Source organism: Humibacter soli (assembly GCF_054779035.1).
On record NZ_BAAGYX010000001.1, the window covers coordinates 1536548 to 1557472 of the forward strand.

General features: G+C 67.3%; 22 protein-coding genes. 10 read left to right on the forward strand and 12 right to left on the reverse strand.

The genetic code is table 11. The features are described from left to right. Positions 1-221: 221 nt before the first annotated feature. Positions 222-1250 (forward strand): class II fructose-bisphosphate aldolase, encoded by a 1029-nt coding sequence (gene fbaA / locus ACYVDN_RS07195; protein WP_460569857.1) that lies wholly within the window; start codon positions 222-224, stop codon positions 1248-1250. Positions 1251-1319: 69 nt separating this feature from the next. On the opposite strand, the gene ACYVDN_RS07200 is transcribed toward fbaA, so the two are convergent. After that, entirely contained in the window at positions 1320-1973 is a 654-nt protein-coding gene (locus ACYVDN_RS07200; protein ID WP_460569859.1) for a DUF6264 family protein, read from the reverse strand. Beyond that, positions 1970-3001: a 4-hydroxy-3-methylbut-2-enyl diphosphate reductase gene (locus ACYVDN_RS07205; protein WP_460572281.1), complete on the reverse strand. Its 1032-nt coding sequence runs from the start codon at positions 2999-3001 to the stop codon at positions 1970-1972. Before ACYVDN_RS07205 ends, ACYVDN_RS07200 begins: the two co-directional genes overlap by 4 nt. Before the next feature lie 58 nt (positions 3002-3059). Between ACYVDN_RS07205 and xseA the strand changes: the two genes are divergently transcribed. The 5 genes from xseA (at position 3060) to ACYVDN_RS07230 (ending at position 7398) form a co-directional block, all read left to right on the forward strand. Then, the gene (gene xseA / locus ACYVDN_RS07210) at positions 3060-4292 is read left to right on the forward strand and encodes an exodeoxyribonuclease VII large subunit (protein WP_460572283.1); all 1233 of its coding nucleotides are present in this window, start codon (positions 3060-3062) and stop codon (positions 4290-4292) included. A gap of 33 nt (positions 4293-4325) precedes the next feature. After that, on the forward strand, positions 4326-4610 hold the full coding sequence (locus ACYVDN_RS07215; protein WP_460569860.1) for an exodeoxyribonuclease VII small subunit: 285 nt from the start codon (positions 4326-4328) through the stop codon (positions 4608-4610). 3 nt (positions 4611-4613) lie between these two features. Beyond that, on the forward strand, positions 4614-5264 hold the full coding sequence (locus ACYVDN_RS07220) for a DUF4245 domain-containing protein (protein ID WP_460569862.1): 651 nt from the start codon (positions 4614-4616) through the stop codon (positions 5262-5264). Next, the gene (locus tag ACYVDN_RS07225; RefSeq protein ID WP_460569864.1) at positions 5261-5887 is read left to right on the forward strand and encodes a carbonic anhydrase; all 627 of its coding nucleotides are present in this window, start codon (positions 5261-5263) and stop codon (positions 5885-5887) included. The genes ACYVDN_RS07220 and ACYVDN_RS07225 overlap by 4 nt, the downstream gene beginning before the upstream one ends. A 92-nt stretch (positions 5888-5979) precedes the next feature. Next, positions 5980-7398, forward strand: coding sequence for a class II fumarate hydratase (locus ACYVDN_RS07230; RefSeq protein WP_460569866.1), 1419 nt, complete (start codon positions 5980-5982; stop codon positions 7396-7398). Positions 7399-7523: 125 nt separating this feature from the next. On the opposite strand, the gene ACYVDN_RS07235 is transcribed toward ACYVDN_RS07230, so the two are convergent. From ACYVDN_RS07235 to ACYVDN_RS07250, 4 genes are all read right to left on the reverse strand, one after another. Next, positions 7524-8090 (reverse strand): A24 family peptidase, encoded by a 567-nt coding sequence (locus ACYVDN_RS07235; RefSeq protein WP_460569868.1) that lies wholly within the window; start codon positions 8088-8090, stop codon positions 7524-7526. Positions 8091-8223: 133 nt separating this feature from the next. After that, on the reverse strand, positions 8224-9591 hold the full coding sequence (locus tag ACYVDN_RS07240) for a PhoH family protein (protein WP_460572285.1): 1368 nt from the start codon (positions 9589-9591) through the stop codon (positions 8224-8226). Between the two features lie 265 nt (positions 9592-9856). Next, positions 9857-10969, reverse strand: coding sequence for an aminotransferase class V-fold PLP-dependent enzyme (locus ACYVDN_RS07245; RefSeq protein ID WP_460569870.1), 1113 nt, complete (start codon positions 10967-10969; stop codon positions 9857-9859). A 132-nt stretch (positions 10970-11101) separates the two neighbouring features. Next, positions 11102-11890 carry an isoprenyl transferase gene (locus ACYVDN_RS07250; RefSeq protein ID WP_460569872.1) on the reverse strand — a complete coding sequence of 263 codons (789 nt, stop codon included), beginning with the start codon at positions 11888-11890 and terminating at the stop codon, positions 11102-11104. A gap of 234 nt (positions 11891-12124) precedes the next feature. Between ACYVDN_RS07250 and trhA the strand changes: the two genes are divergently transcribed. Continuing rightward, positions 12125-12928 (forward strand): PAQR family membrane homeostasis protein, encoded by an 804-nt coding sequence (gene trhA, locus ACYVDN_RS07255; protein WP_460569874.1) that lies wholly within the window; start codon positions 12125-12127, stop codon positions 12926-12928. A gap of 35 nt (positions 12929-12963) precedes the next feature. On the opposite strand, the gene ACYVDN_RS07260 is transcribed toward trhA, so the two are convergent. Next, positions 12964-13224 (reverse strand): hypothetical protein, encoded by a 261-nt coding sequence (locus ACYVDN_RS07260; protein ID WP_460569876.1) that lies wholly within the window; start codon positions 13222-13224, stop codon positions 12964-12966. Continuing rightward, positions 13225-14088 (reverse strand): PIG-L family deacetylase, encoded by an 864-nt coding sequence (mca, locus tag ACYVDN_RS07265; RefSeq protein ID WP_460569878.1) that lies wholly within the window; start codon positions 14086-14088, stop codon positions 13225-13227. A 133-nt stretch (positions 14089-14221) separates the two neighbouring features. Here mca and ACYVDN_RS07270 point away from each other — a divergent pair, with 133 nt between their 5' ends. Next, positions 14222-14683, forward strand: coding sequence for a DUF4307 domain-containing protein (locus ACYVDN_RS07270; protein WP_460569880.1), 462 nt, complete (start codon positions 14222-14224; stop codon positions 14681-14683). A gap of 133 nt (positions 14684-14816) precedes the next feature. Next, positions 14817-15308 carry a GreA/GreB family elongation factor gene (greA, locus tag ACYVDN_RS07275; protein WP_460569881.1) on the forward strand — a complete coding sequence of 164 codons (492 nt, stop codon included), beginning with the start codon at positions 14817-14819 and terminating at the stop codon, positions 15306-15308. Positions 15309-15311: 3 nt separating this feature from the next. Here the strand turns inward: greA and ilvA are convergent, their stop codons facing one another. Together ilvA and ACYVDN_RS07285 are read right to left on the reverse strand one after the other, a co-directional pair. After that, on the reverse strand, positions 15312-16577 hold the full coding sequence (gene ilvA, locus ACYVDN_RS07280; RefSeq protein ID WP_460569883.1) for a threonine ammonia-lyase: 1266 nt from the start codon (positions 16575-16577) through the stop codon (positions 15312-15314). Positions 16578-16658: 81 nt separating this feature from the next. Beyond that, entirely contained in the window at positions 16659-17903 is a 1245-nt protein-coding gene (locus ACYVDN_RS07285) for an AI-2E family transporter (protein ID WP_460569885.1), read from the reverse strand. 41 nt (positions 17904-17944) lie between these two features. Here ACYVDN_RS07285 and ACYVDN_RS07290 point away from each other — a divergent pair, with 41 nt between their 5' ends. Beyond that, on the forward strand, positions 17945-19168 hold the full coding sequence (locus ACYVDN_RS07290) for a winged helix-turn-helix domain-containing protein (protein WP_460569887.1): 1224 nt from the start codon (positions 17945-17947) through the stop codon (positions 19166-19168). Positions 19169-19338: 170 nt separating this feature from the next. On the opposite strand, the gene ACYVDN_RS07295 is transcribed toward ACYVDN_RS07290, so the two are convergent. Continuing rightward, positions 19339-20247: a M48 family metallopeptidase gene (locus ACYVDN_RS07295; RefSeq protein ID WP_460569889.1), complete on the reverse strand. Its 909-nt coding sequence runs from the start codon at positions 20245-20247 to the stop codon at positions 19339-19341. 69 nt (positions 20248-20316) lie between these two features. Next, a complete protein-coding gene (locus ACYVDN_RS07300; protein WP_460569891.1) occupies positions 20317-20883 on the reverse strand; it encodes a LemA family protein in 567 nt (188 codons plus the stop codon). Positions 20884-20925: the final 42 nt, after the last annotated feature.

Sequence of the window (20925 nt, forward strand, 5' to 3'; positions counted from 1 at the left end):
GTCGAGGAACGGCGCCGCAGTCGCGGCGGGGCTCAGGCTGGTCACACCTCAACTCTCCGCTGGACGAGCTGATTCTTCCGCTCGAGAGCAGGGAAAATTCAAGGATTCTTCGCTCAGCGTGAAGTTGCCGTCTTCACCATGTCGCAGGGGGGATGCCCGACCCTAGTCATCCCGTCGTTAGAATCGTGCTGATTCCCGCCAACGCCCTTCTTGGAGACGCCATGCCCATCGCGACCCCCGAACAGTACGCAGACATGCTCGACCGCGCAAAGAAGGGCGGCTTCGCCTACCCGGCGATCAACGCTTCCTCGTCGCAGTCGATCAACGCCATTCTGCAGGGACTGACCGAAGCCGGCTCCGACGGCATCATCCAGGTCACCACCGGCGGGGCCGACTACTTCGCCGGGCAGAGCGTCAAGGCTCGCTCAACCGGCGCTCTCGCATTCGCCAAGTTCGCGACGGAGGTCGCCAAGAGCTACCCGATCACTGTCGCGCTTCACACCGACCACTGCCCGAAGGTCGCTCTCGAGGACTTCGTTCTGCCGCTCATCGCCGCTTCCGAAGAAGAGGTGAAGGCGGGTCGCAACCCGATCTTCCAGTCCCACATGTGGGACGGCTCGGCGGTTCCGCTCGACGAGAACCTCGAGATCGCGCAGGAGATGCTCAAGCGCACGAAGGCCATCAACGCCATCCTCGAGGTCGAGATCGGCGTCGTCGGCGGCGAGGAGGACGGCGTCAAGCACGAGGGCACCAACGAGGCCCTCTACACGACCGTCGGCGACGTGACGAAGGCCGTCGAGGCGCTCGGTCTCGGCGAGAACGGCCGTTACATCGCCGCCCTCACCTTCGGCAACGTGCACGGCGTGTACAAGCCGGGCAACGTGAAGCTGCGCCCCGAACTGCTGGGCGAGATCCAGGCCGGCATCGCCGAGAGGTTCGGCACCGGTCCGAAGCCGCTCGAGCTGGTCTTCCACGGCGGGTCGGGTTCCAGCGCCGCGGAGATCGCCGAGGCTGTCTCGAACGGCGTCGTCAAGATGAACATCGACACCGACACGCAGTACGCGTTCACCCGCTCGGTCGCCGGCTACATGTTCGAGAACTACGACGGTGTGCTCAAGGTCGACGGCGAGGTCGGAAACAAGAAGGCGTACGACCCGCGCGCCTGGGGCAAGGTCGCCGAGACGGCGATGGCTCAGCGCGTCGTCGAGGCCACGCAGCAGCTCGGCTCCGCCGGCCAGTCCGGCAAGTAGCACCTCGACAAGGGTCTCAGAGGCAGCAGAACCTCGCCCCGGCGAGCGGGCTCGGAGAACCGAGCTCGCTCAGCCCAGACCCTGCATGTAGTGCAGGAACGTCGGGTCGTGCAGGAAGAGGATCATGTAGCCGATCCCGCTCGCCAGGCTCGCCAGCACCCCGGCCACGAGCGGAATCCAGAATGCGATGCGCCCTCGCGTGATCGTCCAAGTCGAGAGCACGGCGGCCACGATCCACAGCACGAGGAACACCACGGCGATGACGTCGGCAACCGTCGAGGTGGTCGCCGTGACCGCGTAATCACCGGTCAGGCCGAAACTCCGGTACGCCTGGTCGATCTGGGCGGCGATCTGCCCGCGCCCCGCGAAGTTCGTGATGACGTTGTAGAGGCCGAGCACGAGCAGGGTGATCGTGGCGACCCGATCGAACGGATGCCGCATGAAGGGCGACGCGACGGGTTGGTCCTGAGCGGTCGGCGCCGGGTACTGCGGGTGCGACCAGTTCGTGTTGGCAGGAGGCTGTCCGCCGGCATCCACCCTCTGCCCCGGCGTGGCATTGCCAGGCTGCTGAGGATCGCCGGGATGCCCCGCCTGCTCCGGATCGAGCGACGGCGGCGGCGCGTAATGCGGGTTCGTCTCCGGCGCCTTGATCGCGGCGCGCTGCTCCTCGGGGGTGGCGTACTCGCCGAACTGCGGACGAGGGCGTGAGTGCGGATCGCTCATCGGGCTCTCCCACCGAGTGCACGGGCATCCTGCGTACCTGACTCGTCGCGGCGCAGCTCCTTCGGCAGTGAGAACACGAGGTCTTCCTCTGCCGTCTCGACGATCTCGACCTCGCCATACCCGGCATCTGCCAGGTCGCGAAGCAGCTCTTGCACGAGGACCTCGGGAACGGATGCCCCGCTGGTGACGCCGATGGTGCTCACGCCATCGAGCCAGTCCTGCCTCACCTCGTTCGCATAGTCGACGCGATGGGCGGCCTTCGCACCGTTCTCCAGCGCGACCTCGACGAGTCGCACGGAGTTCGACGAGTTGGCGGAGCCGACGACGATGACCAGGTCGGCGTCCTGCGCCACCTTCTTGATCGCCACCTGACGGTTCTGGGTCGCGTAGCAGATGTCATCGCTCGGCGGGTCGGCCAGCGACGGGAACCGCTCGCGCAGCCTGCGCACCGTCTCCATGGTCTCGTCGACGGACAGCGTGGTCTGCGAGAGCCACACGACGCGCTCCGGGTCGCGCACCTCGATGCGGTCGACGTCGTCAGGACCGTTCACCAGGGTGACGTGTCCGGGGGCCTCGCCCGCCGTGCCCTCGACTTCTTCGTGGCCCGCGTGGCCGATGAGAAGGATCTCGAAGTCGTCCCTGGCGAACCGAACCGCCTCACGGTGCACCTTCGTCACCAGCGGACACGTGGCGTCGATCGCACGAAGACCGCGGTCTGAAGCGGCCTGCACGACGGACGGTGCGACACCGTGCGCGCTGAAAACGACGTGGGCGCCCTCCGGAACCTCGTCGACCTCGTCGACGAAGATCGCGCCGCGCTTCTCGAGCGTCGAGACCACGTGGATGTTGTGCACGATCTGCTTGCGCACATACACCGGAGCGCCGTAGCGCTCGAGGGCTTTTTCGACGGCGACGACGGCTCTATCCACACCCGCGCAGTATCCACGGGGTGCGGCCAGGAGCACCCGTTTGGGTCCGACCCCCGGGTTATCCTTGAGCCTGCCTCGTACGCTGGGCACGCGCGGCATCGCCAGATCGATCGTGTCGCTCACGCGTCCAATTGTATGGTTGAGCGCCTGAAGGGAACTGAGCGTGCCGGATGCCCTACCCACCCTCGAGGCGCCGTGGCCGGTCGCCATCCTGGCCGGCAAGCTGCGCGACTACATCGATCGGCTGGGCACCGTGTGGGTCGAGGGCGAGATCACGCAGTGGGGCGTCAGCGGTGGGAACGTCTACGGCAAGCTGAAGGACGTCGCGGTCGACGCGACGATCTCCTTCACCATCTGGTCGTCGACGCGCGCCAAGATCCCTGCCGATCTGAAGCAGGGTGACCGCGTCGTCGCGCTGATCAAGCCGAACTACTGGTTCAAGGGCGGCACCCTGTCGATGCAGGCCTACGACATGCGTCACGTCGGCATCGGCGACCTGCTCGAGCGACTCGAACGGCTGCGGACGCAGCTTCGCGAAGAAGGCCTGTTCGACCGGAAGAAGCCTCTCCCGTTCCTTCCTCACTGCATCGGCCTCGTCACGGGCAAGGACTCCGACGCGGAGAAGGACGTGCTGCGCAACGCGCAGCTGCGCTGGCCTGCTGTGCGGTTCCGCGTGCGGCATGCTGCGGTGCAGGGATCCAGGTCGGCGGCCGATGTCGCGGCACGCATCCGAGAGCTCGACGCCGACCCCGAGGTCGACGTGATCATCGTCGCGAGGGGTGGCGGCGACTTCCAGAACCTGCTGCCGTTCAGCGACGAGGCGCTGGTGCGCACCGCGGCCGCGTGCTCGACTCCCCTGGTCAGTGCCATCGGGCACGAGAACGATCGTCCTATCCTCGACGACGTCGCTGACCTGCGCGCCTCGACACCGACGGACGCGGCGAAGCGCGTCGTACCGGATGTCGCAGAAGAGCTGTTGCGCGTGCGGCAGGCTTCGCTTCGCATGAGCGCGCGGGTGACGGCGCTGCTCGGCCACGAGATCGACCGCGTCGCGCAGCTGCGTTCACGCCCGGCGCTCGCCTCGCACCACTGGATAGTCGACTCCCGTGCCGAAGACCTGACTCGTTACGTCGCCCGCGGCGCCGAGCTCGTCGAGCGCCGCTTCGAGCGTGCCGAGACGGCGACGCGAGAGCTCGCCGTTCGCCTGCGCGCGCTGTCCCCGCAAAGCACGCTCGATCGCGGATACGCCATCGTGCAGGGCCCGAGCGGCATCGTGCGGGCCGCCGCCGACGCCCCGGCGCAGACCCCTCTGCTCATCACCGTGGCCGACGGCTCGATCGACGCCGTGTCCACAGGCGTGCACGACGGCGGGTCGTCCCCAGCCGTCTGAGCACCCAGCCGACCGACGAGCCCGCTACGTAGAATGGATGTCATGCCCCCCGACCTCGCCAGTCCCGTCGACCCCGGCCTCGCCGAGCTCAGCTACGAGCAGGCCCGCGACGAGCTGATCAGCGTGGTCTCCCGACTGGAGCAGGGCACGCCGACTCTCGAGGAGTCGCTCGCGCTGTGGGAGCGCGGCGAGGCACTCGCCCGCCGCTGCGAGGAATGGCTGATCGGCGCGAAGGCGCGGCTCGACGCCGCGCGTGCCGGCGTAGAGCGCACCGCCGATGACGACAACGACGGCGACCCACGAGGGAGTGTTGCCTGAGCGATGGCAAGGAATGAGCATCCGGTCGTCGCCGAACTGGGCAGGCCGGAGACCGCGCAGGAGACTGCGGCACGCAAGGCGCAGACTTCCGCCGACCACAGACGCCGCCAGACCGTCAACAACCTGGTGTATTCGCTCCTGGCGACGGTCGCCCTGGTCGCAGTGATCGTCCTCATGGTGCCGAGGCAGTCCCCGGCACCTGCGAAGAACGTCGACTACGCGCGCATCGCGGAGCAGGGCGCGGGCGTCGAGCCCGATCCGTTGCTGGTGCCGACGGTGCCCAAGGCGTGGACCTCCAACTCCGCAGAGCTGAGGCAGAAGACCTCGGACGGCGTCGACGAGTGGTACATCGGCCTGATCACGCCGTCGAACCAGTACATCGGCCTGATGCAGGGCTTCGGCGCCAACTCCACGTGGCTCGCCGAACAGGTGGCGCACACCCACCCGGTGAGCACGGTGACGCTCGACGGCATCACCTGGAGTATCTACGACAACCGCGGCAACACTAACGTGGGTGACGCCGAGTACGCGCTCGTCACGAAACAGGGCGACAGCACCGTCGTGCTCTTCGGCACGGCGTCGAACGGTGACTTCGCGAAGCTGGCCGGCTCGGTCAGCAAGCAGCTCACCGCAGATGCGAAGGGAACTCGATGACCGACCAGAGGCCGGCGGATGCCTGGGCCCAGCTTCAAGCAGGCAACAGGCGCTTCATCGAAGGGGTTCCGCAGCATCCTCGCCAGGACGCGGAGCGGAGGGCGCAGACGGAGGTCACTCAGGCGCCTGTCGCCGCCATCTTCGGATGCAGCGACTCGAGACTGGCCGCCGAGATCATCTTCGACCTCGGGCTCGGCGATGCCTTCGTCATCCGGAACGCCGGCCAGGTGATCTCGGAGTCGGTGCTCGGATCGATCGAGTACGCCGTCGCCGTGCTGCACGTTCCGCTCTTGCTCGTGCTGGGTCACGACAGCTGCGGCGCCGTCCGTGCCGCCATCGACTCGACCGCGCCGGGCGCCGACAGGCTGCCGCCGCACATCGCAGACCTCATCGCGCCCATCGTGCCCGCCGTGCGGAGAGTCGCGGGAGAGGCGAAAGACCCCACGACGCTCGATCCGGCGGAGGTCGGGCGCGAGCACCTGCACGACACGGTCGGCGAGCTGCTGCGTCGCAGCGAGCTGACCGCACAAGCCGTCGCCGACGGCGAGCTGGCCATCGTCGGCGCGAACTACCGCCTCAGCGACGGAACCGTCGTCCCCGATCTCGTGGTCGGAGAGGCATAGGCGGGATTCTCGCGGCTCCACCGCAATCGACACCATCACCCTCCACCCATCCGACACCTCATCACCATCAGATAAGAGCGAGGACCTAGACAATGGAAAGCCACCATCCCGACGCTGCGGACTATCGCATCGAACACGACACGATGGGTGAGGTGAGGGTGCCCCGCGACGCGCTGTACAGCGCGCAGACGCAGCGCGCGGTGGAGAACTTCCCGATCTCGGGATCGACACTGGAGCCGACCCAGATCGCGGCGCTCGCACGCATCAAGAAGTCGGCCGCGCTTGCGAACAAGCAGCTCGGCGTGCTCGACGGCGAGATCGCCGACGCGATCGCGGCAAGCGCCGACGAGGTGATCTCGGGTGTACACGACGGCGAGTTCCCCATCGACGTGTACCAGACGGGCAGCGGCACGTCGTCGAACATGAACATGAACGAGGTGCTCGCGACGCTGGCGTCGCGTCGACTCGGGCGGCAGGTGCACCCCAACGACCACGTCAACGCGTCGCAGTCATCCAATGACGTCTTCCCGACCTCGGTGCACATCGCCGTCACCGGTGCCCTCATCGACGACCTGATCCCCGCTCTCGACCACCTCGCGGTGGCGCTCGAGGAGAAGGCCGAGCTGTGGAAAGACGCCGTCAAGTCCGGGCGAACCCACCTGATGGATGCCACGCCCGTCACACTCGGCCAGGAGTTCGGCGGCTATGCGGCGCAGCTGCGTCTCGGCATCGAGCGCGTGCAGGCTGCGCTCCCCCGCGTCGCGGAGGTTCCGCTCGGCGGCACGGCGGTCGGCACAGGCATCAACACGCCCGCCGGGTTCCCGCAGCTCGTCATCCAGCTGCTCACCGCCGAGACCGAGCTGCCCATCACCGAGGCGCGCAACCACTTCGAGGCGCAGGCCAACCGCGACGGGCTCGTCGAGGCGTCCGGTGCGCTGCGCACGATCGCCGTGAGCCTCACCAAGATCAGCAACGACCTGCGGTGGATGGGCTCCGGCCCCAACACCGGGCTCGGCGAGCTTCACATCCCCGACCTGCAGCCCGGCTCGTCGATCATGCCCGGCAAGGTCAACCCGGTCATCCCGGAGGCGACGCTCATGGTCGCGGCACGGGTGATCGGCAACGACGCCACGATCGCGTGGAGCGGTGCTTCGGGCGCGTTCGAGCTGAACGTGGCCATCCCCGTGATGGGAACCGCCCTGCTGGAGTCGATCCGGTTGCTGTCGAACGTCACGCGGGTGCTCGCCGACAAGACCGTTCGCGGGCTCGAGGCGAACATCGAGCGTGCAAGGGCTCTTGCGGAGTCATCGCCCTCGATCGTCACCCCACTGAACAAGATCGTCGGGTACGAGGCGGCCGCCAAGATCGCGAAGCACTCAGTCGCTCAGGGCATCACCGTGCGCGAGGCGGTCATCGACCTCGGTTTCGTCGAGCGGGGCGAGATCACCCTCGAGCAACTGGATGCCGCCCTCGACGTGCTCAGCATGACGACTCCGCCCAGCGCGAAGTAGCGCCCTAGACATCTCTCCTCGACGCCCCGCCTCGACCTTCGCGGCGGGGCGTCGTCGTCCGCATCGAAGCCTCAGCCGATGGGCGGGCCGCAGCCGATGGGCCCGCGCCAGTCGACCCGCCGGGATCAGCCGACGAACGGCAGCACGCCGAGGGATGCCCAGAATCCGCCGAGCAGGTACGGCCCGAAGGCGATGCTCCCGCCCGCACCGCGGGCGACGATCGTGCCGAGCGCCGCGAGCCCTGCTGCGAAGAATCCCAGGACGACCGTGCCGACCACGATCAAGGCCGATACTCCCCCGCCAGCCATCGCCAATACCGCGGACAACTTCACATCGCCCATCCCGAGCCCGCCCACTACGGCGAGAAGAGCGAAGAACCCGCAAACGACTACCGTCGAAGCGATCGCCGTCGCCGGCATCCGCCATTCGACGAGGGCACCGAACACCACCCCGATGGCCGCGACGGCGAAGCCCGGCATCACGAGAACGTTCGGCAGACGATGCTCGGCGAGGTCGATCCTGCACAGTTCGGGCGTGACGAGAGCGAGGTACACGAATCCGACCAGCTCGAAGCGCAACCCGAGAACCGCGACGCTCAACGCGACGAGGGCTGTGGCAACCGGCACCTGCCACGCAAGTCGACGCGCAAGACCAGGCCGTGCGGTGACGGGTCGGAGGAGCGAGTTGGTCACGGAGCGACCGTAGTGCGGCGGGCCTCTCGCTCGCCGGTGTTCTCCACAGGCGGCCTACGACGAGATCCGCTGAAGTAGTGACCGTCCTCCGGCACACGCAGCGCCCCTCACGCGGCGTGTGCCGGAGAAGCGACTACGCGATCTCGCCGAACTCGAGCAGCTCGGTGACGAGAGCCGCGATCGCCGAGCGCTCCGAGCGGGTCAGCGTGACGTGTCCGAAGAGCGGGTATCCCTTCAGTGTCTCGATCACGGATGCCACACCGTCGTGCCGCCCGACGCGGAGGTTGTCGCGCTGGGCGACATCGTGCGTGAGCACGACCTTCGAATTCTGGCCGATGCGGCTGAGCACCGTGAGGAGCACGTTGCGCTCCAGCGACTGCGCCTCGTCGACGATCACGAACGCGTCGTGCAGTGAGCGCCCGCGGATGTGGGTGAGCGGTAGCACCTCGAGGATGCCGCGCTCCACGACCTCGTCGATGACGTTCTGCGAGACGACGGCGCCGAGGGTGTCGAACACGGCCTGTCCCCACGGCGTCATCTTCTCGCCCTGATCCCCGGGGAGGTATCCGAGCTCTTGGCCGCCGACAGCGTAAAGCGGCCGGAATACCATGATCTTCTTGTGCTGCTGCCGTTCCAGCACGGACTCCAGACCGGCGCAGAGCGCCAACGCCGACTTGCCGGTACCGGCTCGTCCGCCAAGGGAGAGGATGCCGATCTCGGGGTCGAGCAGCATTTCGATCGCGAGTCGCTGCTCGGCCGAGCGTCCGTGCAGACCGAACACGTCACGGTCGCCGCGGACGAGCTTGAAGGTGCCTTCGCCGGTCACCCGCCCGAGGGCAGAGCCACGATCCGAGTGCACGATCAGGCCGGTGTTCACCGGCAGGTCGGCGACGGCGTCGGTGTCGAGCTGCTCGTGCTCGTACAGCTTCGCCATGTCGTTCGAGCCGAGATCGATGTCGGCGACGCCCGTCCAGCCCGACTCGGGGGCGAGCTCCGCGCGGTACTCCTCGGCCGTGAGTCCGATCGACGCCGCCTTGACGCGAAGCGGCAGGTCCTTGGACACCACGGTGACGGCGAGACCGTCGTTGGAGAGGTTCTGTGCGACCGCGAGGATGCGCGAGTCGTTGTCCCCGAGCTGCAGGCCGCTCGGGAGCACGGACATGTTGGAGTGGTTGAGCTCGACTCTGAGCGAGCCGCCCTCGCCGACTGGAACCGGGAAGTCGAGACGCCCATGGCGCACTCGCATCTCGTCGAGGAACCGCAACGCCTGACGGGCGAAATACCCGATCTCAGGATCGTTGCGCTTGCCCTCGAGCTCACTGATCACGACCACCGGGATCACGACGGCGTGTTCGGCGAACCGGAACACCGCCCTGGGGTCCGAGAGAAGAACCGAGGTGTCGAGCACATACGTGCGCTCCGCCTGGTCTTGCCGTGCGGTCTGGTCTTCTTGGCGATCGAGTGCGGGCGCGTCCGAGACCAGGGCCGAAGCCGCCGACATCGGTTCACGTGTTTGCATCGCGGTCACAACCACTCCCACCCCGCGCGGCCCTCGAAGAGGCACTGCGCGGATCTTGTCGACGAAGCGGCCGCACGTTGCAAGACGATCATCACGGCCGTCCCGGTCGGGCGATGTGCCCGACAAGGATGACGCTAGGCCCAGCCACAGACATCCGCTCGATCGACACGCATGGACGAGTGTTACCGGTTGGTGAACTCTCCGACACCCGCGCTCGGGCGTGTCGTCGCGCGCTGTTCCCGCCGCGCTAGGCCGTTGCGTACGACGTGAACGCTGCGCGCAGCATGTCCACCGTCTCGTCGCCGCATGAGACGTGGGCGCTCAGCCGTACTCCTCCTGCTCGCGACGTCGCGGTCACTCCGTGGTTGAACAGCGCGGCCGTGAGAATGGTGAGCCGCTCCTGCGGCGGCTCCAGCAGGACGATGCCGGCCCTTTCAGGTGTCTCCCGAGCCGACGCCACGGGAATCGAGAACTCGTCGGCGAGGTCGATGACGCGGTCGACACGATCGGCGACGGCCGCCTCGATCACGTCGACACCGACGGCCGCGACCTCCTCGAGTGCTGCAGCCAACCGTGCCTCCGCGACGCTGTCAGGTCGAGCGACCGAGAATGCCCCAGCACCGTACATGGGCGGAAGCACCTCGTCGAACGGGTCGATCACCCCGGCGCCGGTGTGGCCGCTCCACACGGGAGTGAGGTGGTCGATCGCACGCTCCGACAACGCCATGAAGGCGGCGCCCCAGCCCGCGCGCAACCACTTCTCACCGCCGACGACCACCACATCGGCCACCTCGTAGGGCGCGTCGACGACCCCGAAGCCCTGCACGGCGTCGAGGATCAACAGCCGATCGCCGATGACCTGGCGGATGCCGTCGATATCGGCGACGTAGCCGGTGCGGGAGTCGACAAGGCTCACTGCCACAGCGGAGACGCTCGACGACAGCTGATCGCGCATCGTGCCGGGGGTGACCCGGCCGTGGGCGGCATCGAGCCAGATCGGCTCGGCCACGTGCAGCGCTTCCGCGGCCCTGGCCGCAGCGAACGTCAACGAAGGGAACTCGGCGCGAGACAGCAGCACGCCGCCGGTCAGGCCGAACATGGCGTGCATCAGGCCGGTGCCGACGTTCGGCTGGAAGACCACCTGCTCGGGCGGGATGCCCGTCAGCTCCGACGCAGCAACACGCATCCGCTCGTCTTCGCCACGCAGTGCATCCAGAGCGCCGAACCGCGCCTTCGAGAGAACCTCGTCGACGCCGAGCGCCTCCGCGACCACGGATGCCGAGAGCGGGCCGACCCGCGCGAAATCCAGGTACCCGGGCTCCTCGAGGAAACCCTGGGCGAACTCATCGACTGTTGTCACTCGAACTCCCTGACTGGTGCTGTTGTGCCGCATGGCGGCTTCGTGCGGTGCCGCACGGCGGCGATGTAGTGCGCTGCCACGAGGCGGTCTCGCGCCGGGGTGCCGGTGTGGCGCAAATCGAGCGGCGGGTGATCACCCGCCGTAGCGGCGGTGCCTGCGCGAGTAGTCGCGCACGGCGCGGAGAAAGTCGACCTCGCGCAGATCCGGCCCGAGCGCCTCCACGAAATAGAACTCGCTGTGCGCACTCTGCCAGAGCATGAAGTCGCTCAAGCGCTGCTCCCCCGAGGTGCGGATGACCAGGTCGGGGTCCGGCTGCCCACCCGTGTACAGATGCGAGCCGATGAGGTCCGGCGTGAGACGCTCCGCGAGATCCTCCAGGCTCCGTCCTTCGGCGTGATGCTCAGCGACGATGCTGCGCATGGCATCCGTGATCTCCTTACGACCTCCGTAGCCCACCGCGAGATTGACGTGCATTCCCTTGTGGTCCACCGTGCTGGATTCGGCGTCGGCCAGCGCCTTCACCAGCCTGCCGGGCAGCCCGACGGTGGTTCCGACGTGCTGCACGCGCCACTCGCCCTGAGCCGAGACCTGGTGAGCCAGGTCCGCGATGATCTCGATCAGATCGGCCAGCTCGCCGCTGTCCCGGTTGCTCAGGTTGTCGGATGACAACAGGTAGAGGGTGACGACCTTCACCCCGAGCTCGTCGCACCAGCTCAGGAACTCGCGCATCTTGGCAGCGCCCGCACGATGGCCGTGAGCGACGGTCTCCAAGCCGAGCTGCCTCGCCCAACGTCGATTGCCGTCGATGATCATCGCGACGTGCTGCGGCACCGCGTCCGCATCGAGACTGCGTCTCAGCCGGTTCTGGTACAGCGTGTAGAGGAAACCCGGGCCAAGGCGAGGGATCCGGCGTGACGTCACCTCAACAGGGTAATGCCCGGCCGGTGACCGGCACACTCCCAGCCTGGCGGCCATCCCTCTCATCTATCGCGGCCGTGCCTCTCAGGGGCCCAATCGGCTCGGCCATGTCAGCAAGCTCACATGGCTCTCACCTCAATCACCTCTATCGCGGCGTCGCCGCTCAGAGACTCAATCGGCTCGGCCATGTCAGCAAGCTCACATGGCTCTCACCTCAATCGCCTCTAGGCTTGCAAGATGTCACGCACCCCTCGCGACTACGTCGACGTCGCCGAACAGCTCGAGCAACCGGCCGAGTCGCTGTCGGCTTCCGACGCAGCCGTGAAGGCCGACGATGCGCTCGAACGGGGCATCCCGAATCTTCCGTTGGTGGATGCCTCAGCAGCGGACCCGACGGAGCTCAAGCCCACCTGGCGCGGCTGGATCCACGCCGGCACGTTCCCCGTCACCATCGCCGCCGGCATCGTGCTCATCTGCCTGGCGCACGGCGCCCCCGCGAAGTGGGCGTCGGCGGTGTTCATGCTCACCTCGATGCTGCTGTTCGGCAACTCGGCGCTCTACCACCGCTTCAACTGGAAGCCGCGTACCAAGGTCCTGCTGAAGCGCATCGACCACGCCAACATATTCCTGCTGATCGCCGGCACCTACACGCCGCTCGGCGTGCTCGCACTGCCGACGCAAGAGGGCGTCATCCTGCTCTCCATCGTGTGGGGTGGAGCGCTCCTGGGCATCGCGTTCCGGGTGTTCTGGATCATGGCGCCGCGCTGGCTCTACGTTCCGCTGTACGTGCTGCTCGGCTGGGCGGCGCTCATGTACGTCGTGCCGCTGGTCAACGCCAACGCGGCGATGATGGTGCTCGTCTTCGTCGGTGGCGGCCTCTACACGCTCGGGGCGCTCGCCTACGGGTTCAAGCGGCCGAATCCGTTCCCCGGCAAGTTCGGGTTCCACGAGATCTTCCACACCTTGACCGTGCTGGCTTTCCTGTGCCACTGGACGGCCGTGCTGCTGATCGCGCTGCACCCCGCGTACCACGCCGGCTGAGAGGTATCAGGGCGGACCAGACCGGATGAGCCGCGTCAGGAGTTGCGGTCGCTCGACCCGTTCTCGCGGCGCTCCACCTGTTGCCCTGCCGCCGCCTGCTCGGCGTCGAGCTTGGCGTTGACCTCCGCCCGATACCGCACCCGCCGCACCCGCCGCACCATGTCCATGATGAGCAGGATCGTCGCCACGCCGACGAGGAGCGTGATGACGAACCCCCACACGCCAGGGGTCACCAGATCGGCGTTGGGCACCTTCGGCGTCGGGGTCGACGCCGCAAGCACGTAGAGGGAGATCACCTATGCATCCTCGATTCCGCTGAAGAGATCGTTCTCCGGCGTCGTGGTCGGCACCTTCGAGTCGACCAACTGGAAGTCCTCGTACGGCCAGGCCCTGCGCTGCACGTCGTTCGGCCAGAAGAAGAAGGAGCTCTCGGGCGACACCTGGCTCGCGTGCGAGCGAAGTGCGGCATCCCTCGCGTCGAAGAAGTCCCCTGCAGGCACGCTGGTCAGCGTGAGCTCGGGAGCGTTCGCAAAGCGCTCCAGCATGCCCTCGAAGTGCTCGATGAGCGGAGACTCCGGGTCATCTGCCCGCACCTGATCGAAGACGCTCGTGAAGCGCTTCGCGTTGAAGGTGCGCTCGTAATACAGCTTGCCGATCTGCCACGGCTCCCCTGCCGTCGGGTAGCGCTCGGGGTCCGCAGCCCAGTCGTACGCCGCCACCGAGACGTCGTGGCACCTGATGTGGTCGGGATGCGGGTATCCGCCGTTCTCGTCGTAGGTGATAAGCACCTGCGGCTTGAAGTCGCGGATGACCTTGACGAGCGGCTCCGCCGAGATCTCCAGCGGGATGGCGGCGAACGAGTTGGGCGGAACACTGCCGTCCTCGCTCGGCATGCCGGAGTCGACGTAGCCGAGCCAGCGGTGGCGGATGCCGAGAACCTGTGCTGCGGCATCCATCTCGATGCGGCGCAGCCCCGGCAGATCGCGCTCGGCCATGGCCCTCGCCTCGAGCCCCTCGTTGAGGATATCGCCGCGCTCACCACCGGTGCAGCTCACGACCATCACCTCGACGCCGCGGCTCACGTAGTAGGCGTACGTTGCGGCACCCTTGCTCGACTCGTCGTCGGGATGCGCGTGCACGGCGAGCAGACGAAGCGTCACTATCGGTCACCGTCAATCTCTGGAGGTTCGGGTATGGGTGGGCTGATCCCGGTGAGCTGCGCGGAGCGTGCTCAGCCGAAGCACGTAGGCTTGCACGGCAATCTTAATCGTTCGATCTGAGCAAGGACGTCTCGTGCCCGAACCATCGGCATCCGCCCCAGCGGCTGCTCAGGAGACGATCGCCTCCGGCATCGGAGCGCGGTACGGACGCACCCCCGCGCGCAAGCGACGAGACCGCTGGCTCTTGATCGGGCTCGGCGTCTTCATCGTCGTCGTGATGGCGTGCTGGACGCTCTGGGCCGGCCTCGACCAGGTCAGCGGCACGGGCATCAATGCGGATTCCGGCGCGGACCAGGTCGTCGACGCGCAGCACGTGAAGGTCTCGTTCACCGTGTCGGCGGATGCCGGAGCCTCGGTCGCCTGTGCGGTCGAAGCGCAGAACGTCGAGTTCGCGGTGACGGGGTGGAAGGTCATCCAGCTTCCGAAGTCGTCGAAGACGACCCGGTCGTTCACTGCCACCGTGCGCACCACCGAGCCGAGCGTATCTGGCTCGCTGGACTCGTGCTGGGCATCCGGTACCGCAGGCAGCCGATGATCTCCCCCACTTGCGCGCGCTTCAACGCGGCAACCCTCGGAGATGCTCTACAATGCTCTGATACGCCCTGACGGACACGTCGGGGCGTCGATGTAGTTTTAGCCCCTTTTTATCGGCCCCCGAGGAGTTCACCATGTCCCAGGACACGCAGGTCACGTTCTTGACCCAGGAGGCGTACGACCGCCTCGCTGCGGAGCTCGAGCACCTCAGCACGGTCGGCCGCACCGAGATCGCCAAGCGCATCGAGGCCGCGCGCGAAGAGGGCGACCTCAAGGAGAACGGCGGCTACCACGCGGCCAAGGACGCTCAGGGCGTTCAGGAGGCCCGCATCGTTCAGCTGACGGATCTGCTGCGTCACGCCAAGGTCGGAACCGCTCCCGAGAGCAAGGGCGTCGTCGAGCCCGGAACCGTGGTCACCGCGGTGATCGCCGGAGACGAAGACACCTTCATCATCGGAAACCGCGAGATCGGCGACGGCAGCGAGCTGTCGGTGTACAGCGAGGCGAGTCCCCTCGGCGCAGCCATCCTGGGCCTGAAGGTCGGCGAGTCCACCACCTACACGGCGCCCAACGGCCGCCAGATCGCCGTCGACGTCAAGAATGTGGAGACCTGGGCGGGCCAGTAGCCGTCAGTCGACGATCGGGTCGTATCCCGCCTCGCGCAGGATGCGTACGACCTCGGCCTTGTGCTCCGGTCCGCGGGTCTCGACGCTGACCTGCAACTCGACCTGGCTGATCTCGAGCCCGTGTCCGTTCCTGGTGTGCATCACCTCGACGACGTTCGCGTTCGCCGCGGCGATCAGCTCGGAGGTTCGCGCGAGCTGGCCGGGACGATCCGGCAGCATGAGGCGCAGGTTCAGGTAGCGGTCCGAGATCGCGAGGCCTGCGGCCACCACGCGCTGCATGAGCAGCGGGTCGATGTTGCCCCCGGAGAGGATGACGACCGTGCGCCCGAGGCTGCCTGCGGCAGCCTGCACCGCGCCGGAGACGATCGCAGCCACCCCGACCGCACCGGCCGGCTCCACGACGAGCTTGGAGCGCTCCAGCAGCACGAGGATCGCCCGCGCCGTGTCGTCGTCGCTCACGGTGACGACCTCGTCGACCAGGTCTTTGACGATCTCGAAGTTCAGGATGCCCGGCTTGCTGACCGCGATGCCGTCGGCGATCGTCGCGCCGATCGAGATCTCCGTGGGCGTTCCGGCACGCAGCGAGACCGGATACGACGCAGCGTTCTCCGCCTGCACGCCGATGACGCGGATCTGACGCCCTTCCCGCTTCGCCCGCTGCTTGACGGCAGCCGCGACGCCGGAGATCAGACCGCCTCCGCCGATCGGCACGATCACCGTCTCCACGTCGGGTACGTCGTCGAGGATGTCGAGCCCGAGCGCCCCCTGTCCGGCGATCACGTCGGGGTGGTCGAACGGCGGAACGAACACGGCGCCGGTGTCGCGTGCGAATGCCGCGGCCGCGCGGAGCGGCTCGTCGACGGTCGCGCCGCCGAGCACGACATGCGCGCCGTAGTCGCGGGTCGCCTGCAGCTTCGGCAGTGCGACGCCCAGCGGCATGAAGATGGTGGACTTCACGCCGAGCTCCCGCGCCGCGAAGGCGACGCCCTGCGCATGATTGCCGGCGGATGCCGCGACGACGCCGCGCGCACGCTCTTCCGCGCTCAGCTTCGACATCATGTAGTAGGCGCCACGGATCTTGTACGAGCCGGTGCGCTGCAAGTTCTCGCACTTGAGGAGCACCGGCGATCCGAGCAGCTCGGTCAAGTAGGTGGACGTCTCGACCGGGGTCCGTTTGGCCACTCTGGAGACCACGGCGTGGGCATCCTCGATTTCGTCCAGGCTCGGTGCGACGGCTGAGGGACGTTGAGTTGCGCTCACTGTTGCCACCCGCACAGTTTATGTTCGGGTGTATTCCCCGGCCGGAATGACGTCGCTGTCATCCCTCGCCACCATCGATCCCGGTCGCCGTCAGCTCCGGTCACCGTCGTTCTCGTGGTCGGAATCGGAGTCGTCGTCCGCTCCGGCGACCCTCGAGCCCCGGAGCCTGCGTGGCCGCGGGACCGTCTGCCAGAGCATGTCGGGTGGCCCCGTCGTATAGGCGGTTTCGGTCGCCGATCTCCAGGTGCCGCCTGAGACGTACCTCACCATCACGTTGAGCACCGCGGCGAACGGAACGGCGAAGAGGGCTCCGGGGATGCCTGCGAGCAGCGACCCGGTCGCCACCACAAGCACGACGGCGAGCGGATGCACCTTGACGGCCGACCCCATGATCAGGGGCTGCAGAATGTGTCCCTCGATCTGCTGGACGGCGAGCACGCCGATGAGCATGATGACGGCCGCGACCCAGCCGTTGTAGACGAGCGCGACCACCACGGCGAGCGCACCGGTGATCACGGCGCCGACGATCGGGATGAACGAGCCGAGGAACACCAGAACGGCGATAGGGATCACGAGCGGCAGCCCGAGGAAGAAAGCGACGAGACCGATGCCGACCGCGTCGATCGACGCCACGAGCACCTGCACCCTCGCGAAGTTGGTGAGGGTGATCCAGCCGGCCTGCCCGGCGCCATCGACGGCGGCCCTCGCACGTCGAGGGAAGATCCGCACGATCCAGCCCCAGATGCCCTTGCCGTCGATCAGGATGAACAACGTGCTGAACGCCGTGAGCAGGGCCCCCGTCAGCACGTGGCCGAGTGTCGATCCGATCGAGAGGGCGCCGGAGACGAGCACCTGGCTGTCCTGCTGCAGCGCCTTCCAGGCCTGCGTCAGGTATCCATCCACCTGCTGGTCGGTCAGCGCGAGCGGCGGCCCGTGGAGCCAGTCGCGGAACGCGTTGTACGCCTCGACGCTCCTGTGCTGCAGCGCGTGGGCCTCTTCCCTGATCTGCCAGACCACGAGCAGCACCAGGCCGCCGATCACCAGCGTGACGATCACGAACGCGAACACGATCGCCAGCCAACGCGGCCAGCGGTGCCTGGTCATCAGCTGCACGAGCGGCACCAGCAATGCGGAGAGCAGCACCGCGATGAGCACCGGAACGACGATGAGGCGCAGCTCGACGATGAGGAAGACGACAACCGCGATCACCGCACCGATCAGCAGCAATCGCCACGACCAGGCGCCGGCGACGCGAACGCCTCGCGGCAGAGTCTCGTCGATGGTCTCGGGTTCGGTCGTCTCGGGTGTCCTGCCGGGTTCCGGTGGGCGTGCCATCGGGTCAGTCTATGTCGGCGGCATGCCCTAGCCTCGTGCGGATGGCATCGTCGACCCGCACTCCCACGATCTCCGCAGCCCAGGCCAGGCGCACCGCGCTCGCCGCCCAGGGCTTCGGCAAGCCGCGCGCCGCTGGCGGAGTGGGAACGCGGCAGCTGAACGGCCTCATCGACCGCATCCGGCTGCTGCAGATCGACTCGGTCAACGTGTTCGAGCGCAGTCACTATCTGCCGGTCTTCGCGCGGCTCGGGGCGTACGACAAGTCGCTGCTCGATGCCCTGACCCTGCGCACGCGCGCTCCCTACACCGAGTACGTCGCACACGAGGCGGCGTTCGTGCGCGGCCACGACCTTCCCCTGTTCGGTTGGCGCATGCACGAGCTGCGTCAGAAGTACGCGGGCGACGACTGGGAGCAGCGCAACGGCCGCACGGCTCGCTGGCTACTGGATGAGCTGGCGGACCGCGGCCCGCTCGCGGCCAGCGAGATCGAACACGAGGAGAACGTGCGGAAGGGCCCGTGGTGGGGCTGGTCCGAGGTGAAGCACACCCTGGAGCTGCTCTTCCGGTTCGGTGACGTCGCGACCGCCGGCCGCAACCGCTTCGAACGCCGCTACGCGCTTCCGGAGCAGGTGCTGCCACCGGAGGCCATCGACCGCACGGTTCCGAAGGATGACGCCGTGCGTGAGCTGGTGCTCCGTTCGGTACGCGCGCTGGGCGTCGGCACGCTGAGCGACATCGCGGACTACTACCGACTGAAGAGTGTTCCGACTGCCGCCGCGCTGCGCCAGCTCGAGGACGCGGGCGAGGTCGAACCGGTCAGCGTCGCCGGATGGGAGCGTTCCGGGCGTCCGACGCCTGCCTGGCTGGCCACCGGAGCACGGATGCCGCGTGCGATGCGGACATCCGCGCTGCTCTCCCCGTTCGACCCTGTGGTGTGGGAGCGTGCTCGTGCGTTGCGGATGTTCGACCTGGACTACCGCATCGAGATCTACACTCCTGCCGCTCGCCGGGTGTACGGCTACTACGTGCTTCCCGTGCTGCAGGACGACACGATCGTCGGCAGGGTCGACCTCAAGAGCGACCGCAAGTCGGGTGTGCTCATCGTGCAGTCGGCCTGGGCTCAGCCCGCCGCCGACGCGGACACTCCCGCCAGGCTGGCCGCCCTGCTCAGGGACGCCGCAGAGTGGCAGGGACTCTCCGCCATCGAGGTGCGCCCGCGAGGCACCCTTGCGGGCCCGCTGGCCGCCGAGGTCGCCGACGCCTGATCGACTTCGGCATGAGGGTTTCGAGACGCTCGCCTGCGGCGTGCTCCTCAACCCACGGGGTGGGGCAACACGCTTTACGAGGCGGCGGCTGTGCCGGCGCCGAAAGCTACCAGACGCTCAAGCCGACAGCGGCGCGCCGGGCGGGGACCGGCGCGCAAGAAGATGTCGCCTCAAAACTGCCCGCTCATCTTCTGCAGGCGCTCGATGCGCTGCTCGATCGGCGGGTGGGTGGAGAAGAGGCGGCTCATGAGGGTGGGCTTGAGCGGGCTGGCGATCCAGAGGTGTGCCATCGAGGAGTTCTGCCTGCGCAGCGGGCGACCGTATTCGTCGAGTTTCTGCAGGGCGCTGACGAGCTCGTCGGGGTCTCGGGTGGTCATGGCGCTGGTGGCGTCGGCGAGGTATTCGCGCTGCCGCGAGACGGCGAGCTGCACGAGCGATGCCATGATCGGGGCGAGCACCAGGGCGACGATGCCGATGACCAGGAGGATCGGGTTTCCGCCTCCGCCGCCTCCGCTGTTGTTATTGCGGTTGTTGCCGCCGGCGAAGCCGCCGAAGAGGCTCATGCGCAGCAGGATGTCGGCGATGAGGCCGATCGCGACGGTGAGTCCGAACACGATCATCGAGACCCGGATGTCGTAGTTGCGCACGTGACCGAGCTCGTGCGCCATGACGCCTTCGAGCTCGCGGTCATCCATGATGTCGAGGAGTCCTGTGGTCGCAGCGACGATGGCGTGCTGAGGGTCGCGGCCGGTTGCGAACGCGTTGGGTGCCGGGTCGTTGATGATGTACACCTTGGGCATCGGCATGCCGGTGGCGATCGAGAGGTTCTCGACGGTGTTCCAGAGCCGGGGGTTGTCGGACTTCTGAATCTCGACCGCGCCGGATGCCACTACCGCTTGTCCCGATGCCGCGAAGTACTGGATGAGCGCATACGCGACGGCGACGACCATCACGATGATGAGGATCGCCCAGCTGTGAAAGAGGTAGCTCGCGAGCCAACCGATCAGGCCGATGATCACCAGGAAGACGAAGATGATGAAGACGGTGTTCCGCTTGTTCGCGGCGATGGCCCTATACATAGACGGGTCCCCTGTGCTCCACGGATGTGCTGCGTTCGGATGTTCCGGTCTTGACCGAGATGGCGCCGACTAGAACTGAACGCGCGGCGGCTCGGCGATCGCGTTGGCGTCTGCCACCTCGAAGAAGTCGCGGGCCGAGAAGCCGAGTCGCTTGGCGAAGATGTTGTTCGGGAAGACCTTGATCTTCGTGTTGAACTCGCGCACTCCCCCGTTGTAGAAGCGACGCGCGGCCTGGATCTTGTCTTCGGTGTCGACCAGGTCGGACTGCAGTCGCAGGAAGTTCTGGCTCGCCTGCAGCTGCGGGTAGGCCTCCGCGACGGCGAAGATGCTCTTCAGGGCTGACTGGATGTGTCCTTCAGCCGCTGACGCCTCTGCCGGTCCTTGCGCAGAGAGGGTCTCTGCGCGCGCCTTCGTGACGTCTTCGAACACGGTCTTCTCGTGTGCGGCGTAGCCCTTGACCGTCTCGATGAGGTTCGGGATGAGGTCGGCACGCCGCTTGAGCTGGACCGTGATGTCGCTCCAGGCCTCGTCCACCCGCACGTTGAGCGTGACAAGAGAGTTGTACGTCGCCCAGAAGTAGATGCCGATGATCACCAGAATCACGACGATGATGATGACGGGGATCAGCCATTCCATGGCAGGCAACTCCTAGGGGAACCGTGTGGGCGTGTCGAAGGA

Excerpts from the sequence above, each read along its gene's own strand:
- fbaA (WP_460569857.1), top strand. The coding sequence starts at position 222 with ATGCCCATCGCGACCCCCGAACAGTACGCAGACATGCTCGACCGCGCA.
- ACYVDN_RS07200 (WP_460569859.1), bottom strand. The coding sequence starts at position 1,973 with ATGAGCGATCCGCACTCACGCCCTCGTCCGCAGTTCGGCGAGTACGCC.
- ACYVDN_RS07205 (WP_460572281.1), bottom strand. The coding sequence starts at position 3,001 with ATGCCGCGCGTGCCCAGCGTACGAGGCAGGCTCAAGGATAACCCGGGG.
- ACYVDN_RS07215 (WP_460569860.1), top strand. The coding sequence starts at position 4,326 with ATGGATGTCATGCCCCCCGACCTCGCCAGTCCCGTCGACCCCGGCCTC.
- ACYVDN_RS07220 (WP_460569862.1), top strand. The coding sequence starts at position 4,614 with ATGGCAAGGAATGAGCATCCGGTCGTCGCCGAACTGGGCAGGCCGGAG.
- ACYVDN_RS07225 (WP_460569864.1), top strand. The coding sequence starts at position 5,261 with ATGACCGACCAGAGGCCGGCGGATGCCTGGGCCCAGCTTCAAGCAGGC.
- ACYVDN_RS07230 (WP_460569866.1), top strand. The coding sequence starts at position 5,980 with ATGGAAAGCCACCATCCCGACGCTGCGGACTATCGCATCGAACACGAC.
- ACYVDN_RS07240 (WP_460572285.1), bottom strand. The coding sequence starts at position 9,591 with ATGTCGGCGGCTTCGGCCCTGGTCTCGGACGCGCCCGCACTCGATCGC.
- trhA (WP_460569874.1), top strand. The coding sequence starts at position 12,125 with ATGTCACGCACCCCTCGCGACTACGTCGACGTCGCCGAACAGCTCGAG.
- greA (WP_460569881.1), top strand. The coding sequence starts at position 14,817 with ATGTCCCAGGACACGCAGGTCACGTTCTTGACCCAGGAGGCGTACGAC.
- ACYVDN_RS07285 (WP_460569885.1), bottom strand. The coding sequence starts at position 17,903 with ATGGCACGCCCACCGGAACCCGGCAGGACACCCGAGACGACCGAACCC.
- ACYVDN_RS07290 (WP_460569887.1), top strand. The coding sequence starts at position 17,945 with ATGGCATCGTCGACCCGCACTCCCACGATCTCCGCAGCCCAGGCCAGG.
- ACYVDN_RS07295 (WP_460569889.1), bottom strand. The coding sequence starts at position 20,247 with ATGTATAGGGCCATCGCCGCGAACAAGCGGAACACCGTCTTCATCATC.
- ACYVDN_RS07300 (WP_460569891.1), bottom strand. The coding sequence starts at position 20,883 with ATGGAATGGCTGATCCCCGTCATCATCATCGTCGTGATTCTGGTGATC.